The organism is Sporomusa sp. (genome assembly GCF_057736855.1).
This window is the reverse complement of record NZ_JBYKYF010000187.1, coordinates 1-6,084: the sequence shown is the minus strand read 5'-3', so window position 1 is coordinate 6,084 and position 6,084 is coordinate 1. Positions and strand designations below refer to the sequence as shown.

The 6,084-nt window shown below is 43.0% G+C and carries 6 protein-coding genes and 1 pseudogene; 3 read left to right on the top strand and 4 right to left on the bottom strand.

Annotated elements, in window-relative coordinates; translation table 11 throughout:
• Positions 1-462, top strand: a pseudogene (locus AC29Z1_RS12025) (oxaloacetate decarboxylase subunit alpha); the annotation flags it as partial.
• On the top strand, positions 410-958 hold the full coding sequence (locus AC29Z1_RS12020; RefSeq protein ID WP_488271706.1) for a hypothetical protein: 549 nt from the start codon (positions 410-412) through the stop codon (positions 956-958). The pseudogene AC29Z1_RS12025 and the gene AC29Z1_RS12020, both read left to right, overlap by 53 nt.
• A 149-nt stretch (positions 959-1,107) precedes the next feature.
• On the opposite strand, the gene AC29Z1_RS12015 is transcribed toward AC29Z1_RS12020, so the two are convergent.
• From AC29Z1_RS12015 to modA, 4 genes are all read right to left on the bottom strand, one after another.
• The gene (locus tag AC29Z1_RS12015) at positions 1,108-2,769 is read right to left on the bottom strand and encodes a uridine kinase family protein (protein WP_488271705.1); all 1,662 of its coding nucleotides are present in this window, start codon (positions 2,767-2,769) and stop codon (positions 1,108-1,110) included.
• A 177-nt stretch (positions 2,770-2,946) separates the two neighbouring features.
• Positions 2,947-3,651 carry an ATP-binding cassette domain-containing protein gene (locus AC29Z1_RS12010; RefSeq protein ID WP_488271704.1) on the bottom strand — a complete coding sequence of 235 codons (705 nt, stop codon included), beginning with the start codon at positions 3,649-3,651 and terminating at the stop codon, positions 2,947-2,949.
• The gene (gene modB / locus AC29Z1_RS12005; RefSeq protein ID WP_488271703.1) at positions 3,652-4,341 is read right to left on the bottom strand and encodes a molybdate ABC transporter permease subunit; all 690 of its coding nucleotides are present in this window, start codon (positions 4,339-4,341) and stop codon (positions 3,652-3,654) included.
• A gap of 28 nt (positions 4,342-4,369) precedes the next feature.
• A complete protein-coding gene (modA, locus tag AC29Z1_RS12000; RefSeq protein WP_488271702.1) occupies positions 4,370-5,185 on the bottom strand; it encodes a molybdate ABC transporter substrate-binding protein in 816 nt (271 codons plus the stop codon).
• A 307-nt stretch (positions 5,186-5,492) separates the two neighbouring features.
• Here modA and AC29Z1_RS11995 point away from each other — a divergent pair.
• Positions 5,493-6,084 (top strand): substrate-binding domain-containing protein (locus tag AC29Z1_RS11995; RefSeq protein ID WP_488271701.1); only part of this gene is annotated, 592 nt, incomplete at its 3' end.

Genomic DNA, 6,084 nt, shown 5'->3' with positions numbered 1-6,084 from the left:
TTTGATGCCCTCAATGACGTCCGCAACCTGGAAACCTCCATGCGTGCCGCCAAAGAATCCGGAGCTCATGTACAAGGTGCATTTGTATACACCATAAGTCCTTACCATAGTAATGAATCGTTCATTAAAGTAGCCAAAGATCTGGTAAGTCTTGGCAGTGATTCCATCTGTATTAAAGATATGGCTGGTCTGTTAGCTCCTTTTAAAGCCTATGAACTGGTAAAAGCATTAAAGGCCGAAATTAATGTACCCATACACCTACATACTCACTATACAAGTGGCATGGCTTCTATGACTTACTTAAAGGCGGTTGAAGCAGGTGTTGATATTATTGACACTGCGCTTTCACCTTTCGCTATGGCTTCTTCGCAACCGGCTACCGAAGCCATGATTGCTGCCTTTGAAGGACATGAGCGGGATACCGGACTTAGCAAAGAAAAGCTTTTCCCCATTGCCGATTAACCTCAATACCAATATTGAAATTGATACCAAGGTACTGTCTTTCCAAATTCCCGGTGGTATGCTTTCCAATCTCTTAAATCAAATGAAAGAACAGGGTATGGCAGACAAATTCCCTGAGCTTATTGAGGAAATGCCCAAAGTGCGGGCTGAACTTGGTTATCCGCCGCTGGTTACACCAACAAGCCAGATTGTAGGTTCCATGTCAGCCTTCAATGTAATGTTGGGCCGCTATAAAATAGTACCGCGTGAAGTTAAAGATCTGGCCCGCGGTAAATATGGCCGTACTCCGGCGCCCATTGACCCTGAGTTTTTAAAATCACTTATTGGTGATGAAGAAATTATTACCCACCGTCCGGCTGACGACATTGAACCGCAATTGCCTGCCCTGCGTCAGGAATTGGCTGAAAAAGGATATCCGAATGCATCTACCGAAGATGTATTGTCTTACGCCTTATTTCCTGAGGTCGCACTTAGATTTTTTGAAAACAACCGGTAAAAAAACGTTTCTTGTTTTAAGCTGGTAATACAAATAATGGGTCTGAAGTAAAAATAAGCAAGTCCGTACCACATTTGCGTGATACGGACTATTTTTATGATTGTAAACCATCAAATTAAAAGCTGAGTTGTTACACAGCCCTTATTTTACTATTTTTCAAAACAAGACTTTCCGATAAACTCGCGCAAAATAGAGTTATGCGGAACTTCATCATCTTCCACAGAAGCAAAATATTCCAAAAAGTTAAGTAACCGCCGTGCTTCAGAGTATTCAGGATGTTCCCTAGTAATTTTGTTCAGTAACGGTTCCGCGTACTTTTTCAGCACCGCCAATTCATAAATAAGTGCCGAATTAAACATTACATCGGCTTCTTCCTGGAACGGGAAAATATTACGTTCCTCACCACGCCGTACTGACGGCCACATTCTTAGTGTCATCAATGCGTCATGAGAACGAAACTGACTGTCACGAACAATCCGGCGTATCAGACGAGCATCAGTCGTAGGTATACGATTGTGGCTATCGATTGACAACTGCGTCAAGGCACTAATATATATTTTAATTTTGCAATGGCGGGGAACTGAACTTGTCAACCGTTCGTTAAGTCCATGTATACCTTCGATAATCAGTGGTTGGTTTTTGCTTACCTTTATGCGGTGACCACGATATTCCCGTTTTCCGGTCTTAAAGTTATAGGTAGGCATTTCCACTTCTTCTCCGGCCAAAATTCTAGCCAAATGGGAATTAAATAAGGGTAAATCGATGGCTTCAATGGATTCAAAATCATACTCGCCATTTTCGTCCAGCGGCGTTTTTTCTCTGTCAACAAAATAATCATCCAAGGAAAGCGGTACCGGCCACATCCCGTTAACTCGTAATTGGATATTCAGCCGTTGGGCAAAAGTGGTTTTTCCCGATGAAGAAGGACCTGCTACCAAAATAACCCGTACTTCGTCACGGTGCGAAGCGACGAAATCGGCTATCTGGGCGATCTTTTTTTCATGCAAGGCTTCTGCCACTCGTATAACATCTTTGATTTCTCCGTTAGCGATGCATTCATTTAAGTTGGCTACATAGGCACACCGCAAAATATTTCCCCATTGTGCGGCTTCTTTAAAGACTTTGAATAATTTTGGATTCTCAACAAATGGAGGCAGCACGTTCGGATTATCCTTCTCCGGAAGCCGTAAAATAATTCCCGGCGGATAATGTTTAAGTTCAAATACTTTTACATAACCAGTGGAAGGCACCATATTGCCATAAAGATAGTCATATACTTGACCACAATAATAAATACTTACATTTTCTCTTTCAAATTTCTCAAGCAAACTGACTTTTTCCCACTGCCCTGCCGCCTTAAACATTTCAATGGCTTCTGCCTTGGGTAATACTTTCCGGACAATTGGCCGGTCTTCCTCGATGATTTGCCGCATATGCTTTTCCAGTTTCTCGACATCTTCAGGCATAAGATCGCGCCCATGATGCAGCTCACAATACAGTCCTTTGCTCAATGAATGTTCTACTGTAACTTCACAGCCTGGAAATAGTTCTTGAGCAGCAGCAATCATGACCAAAGTAACGCTTCGCTGATACACTTTCATCCCCGCATCACTACTGAGATCAAGGAAATCCACCGCACAGTCTTGTTCCAATACATTCTGCAAATCCCTTATCTCATTATTTACTTTTGCGGCTACCACCGGTGTAGTATACCTATGAGCAGCATCCCGACTAATTTCCAGTAACGTAACACCTTTATCATACTCAGCAGTACGTCCATTGGAAAATGTTATCGTAATTTTTTGCGACATGTACAAGGCCCCCTATCAGCAATTAACTTTCTCAAAACTCTTCCTATATCATACTAATTCAACTATACACCGCAATTATCCTTCAAGAATAATCAGTTAACTCTGAAAACATGGTTTACGCTAACAGGGGCTATGGGGAGCAATTCACTTTTAGCTGGCACTTCATTATACTTTACGCTAATCACATGACAAACACTTGCAACCAGCACTCTGATACTGGAGAAACTCACCCAACGACAAAGCAGCCCTCACTGTTTGCCTACCTTTCTCTAAAATCAAAAAATGATTACCCAATGCTTTAGCCTCCGAAAGGTCGTGGGTGACAAGTATAAAGGGAATATTCCAGATACTATGAATCTTCTTCAGCTCTGCTTGTAATTCCAATCGGGTATCGCTATCAAGCGCCGACAAGGGTTCATCCAATAATAAAATCGCCGGTTCTGCCATTAACACCCTAGCCAAAGCCACTCGCTGCTTCTCGCCGCCTGACAAATTGTCAATATACCGTGATGTCAAATGTTCGATTCGCAGTAATCCCAACAGCCTTTCATAAAGCGCCCGAGAATTACTGTCATGTTTTTTAACACCATACCAGATATTACGCTTAACATCCATATGCGGAAATAGGGCAAATTCCTGAAACATATACCCCACACGCCGTAATTGCGGCGGCATAAATATGTTTTCCTTTGAAGAAAAGAAAATCCGATGGTTATGTCGAATTTCTCCTTCATCAGGTTTTATCAGACCGGCGATTGCCCGCAGTATGGTTGTCTTTCCAGCGCCGGAAGGACCAAATAACACCAAAATATCATTTGCAACAGTAAACTCTATAGCTAACGTAAAATCAGATAATTTCTTCTTCATCGTAACCTGCAGCATTTAGAACAACCCCCCTACGGACGTTTTCCCTCCTCGCTTTTTTGACCAAACATTGAGAGCCAAGATAAGGAAAAAGGTTAACCCGCTAATCAATAATACATAGGTTCCAGCCAACGTCAAATTATTGGACTCGGCCGCAAAATAAATGGCTAGTGGAATGGTCTGTGTTTTGCCGGGAATGTTGCCAGCCACCATAATGGTAGCGCCAAACTCTCCCAAAGACCGGGCAAAGGACAGTACCAGCCCGGCGACCAAACCTGGCCAAGCCAGCGGCAGGGTAACTGTCCAAAATACCCGCCACTCACTGGATCCCAACGTCCGAGCCGCATCCTCAAGAGTACGATCCACCCCCTGAAAAGCGGCTTTAGTGCTTTGATACATTAACGGAAAGGACACTACCGTTGCAGCCAGTATAGCCGCATAGGGAGTAAATATAATCTGGGTATGAAAAGCATCAGAAAGAAAACGTCCAATCGGCCCTTGCTTGCCAATTAAAATCAGCAGCACAAAGCCGGTTACCACTGGTGGCAATACCAATGGCAAGGCGAATAATGCTTCCAATACACTTTTACCGGGAAACTCAAAGCTTCGCATACCATAAGCAGCAGCCACACCAAAGACAAATACAAATAGTAATGACACAAGAGCAACTTTGACCGACAAAATGACTGGCTGCCATTCAATGCTCATAATTCCACCTGCTTCACTAGGTTACTTCCTATTTTCCCATAACAAAGCCATGTTTTTCAAATACAGCTTTGCTGTCAGCACAAAACAAATACTCCACAAAAGCTTCTGCTGCTTTCTGCTGTTTAGTGCCAGTGGTAATAGCAATCGGATAGACGATGGGTTGATGGCTGCCTTCGGGAGCAATGGCGGCAATTTTCACTTTATCACTGGAAACTGCATCGGTTTTATACACAATACCTGCCTCAACATTGCCGGTTTCCGTGTACGCCAGTGCGGTGCGCACATCTTTGGCATATACTAGCCGGTCTTTTATTTTGTCCCATAACCCAAGTTTTTCCAATACCTGTTGAGCATATTGGCCAGCAGGTACGGTGGCTGTTTCACCCAGTGCAATCTTTTGCACTGCGTCCTGCGCCAGATCTTCATATTTGGTTATGTTTAGTTTCGAGTCTTTGGGTACAACAACAACCAATTGATTTTCAACTAAGTTTTTGCGTGTGGCTTTATTGATGAGATTTTTTTCTTCTAATTCATTCATCTGCTTGGGAGCAGCAGAAATAAAAATATCTGCTGGTGCACCCTCCTGCTCGATTTGTTTCTGAAGGGCACCAGATGCCCCAAGGTTAAAAGCAAGTGTAACATTCGGGTTCTTCGCTTGATAATGGGTCTGAATTTCCATTAAAGCCTCTTTAAGACTCACAGCCGCCGATACATTAAGTTCTACCGGCTGTTCCTTTTCAGCCGTCGGCTGCGTTTGTTTTTGTCCACCACAACCAACCAAACTAAAAATAGCGACAACTGCCAAAACCAAAATAACCATCCATCTTGTACGCATTTTTTTCATCGTTCTCCTCCCCCCTTAGATTCACTCTATCCGGCATGTAAAACTAGCGGACAGCTCTCTTCCCCTTTTTAACCAAATATAACAAAACAACACTGAACTAAACTCAATAAAATTGTTAAGCAAAGAGGTAATTTAATCAATTAATCGAGGGTTACAGCCGTAAAATAAGTAGAATAATTATCTTTAAACCAAATATAAACTAACAAAAACAAACATAACCTTTATGGAGTTATTATATTATTTGTTGTATGATATTGGCAATAGCTTACTAAACAATTAGTACAACTAGTTTATAGAGGTGAATACCATGAATAACAAAACTTCCTACACTCCGACAGAAGTTGCTGATATTCTTAAAATATCTCGCTTCACCGTCTATGAAATGATTAAACGCGGCGATCTGGCAGCCTATCGCATAGGTCGTAAAGTCCGGGTGGAAGCATCTGACCTGGAAGCTTATATTCAAGCATCAAAACAGCACTCCCCTTCCTTCCATACAGCCTCTGTCAGCCCTCCGGCCACTGTCCCCGTTACCGAACCGGACAGTTTTATCATCTGCGGCCAAGACATTATTCTGGATATATTGGCACGTCATCTAGAAAAAGCTCTTCCGCACATTCGTTGTTTGCGAAATTACGCCGGCAGCATCGACGGGTTATTAGCCCTTTACCATGGAACTGCCAATGTCGTTACTGCCCATTTGTGGGATAGTGACACCGACACATACAATTTGCCCTATGTACGCCGGTTTTTGCCTGGTCATCGGACCCTGGTCTATAACCTTGTATTTCGCAATACTGGGTTCTATGTTGCTAAAGGCAATCCGAAAAATATCCGCGAGTGGCACGATTTAGCACGGCCAGACGTAACACTGGTTAACCGGGAACGTGGTTCCGGTG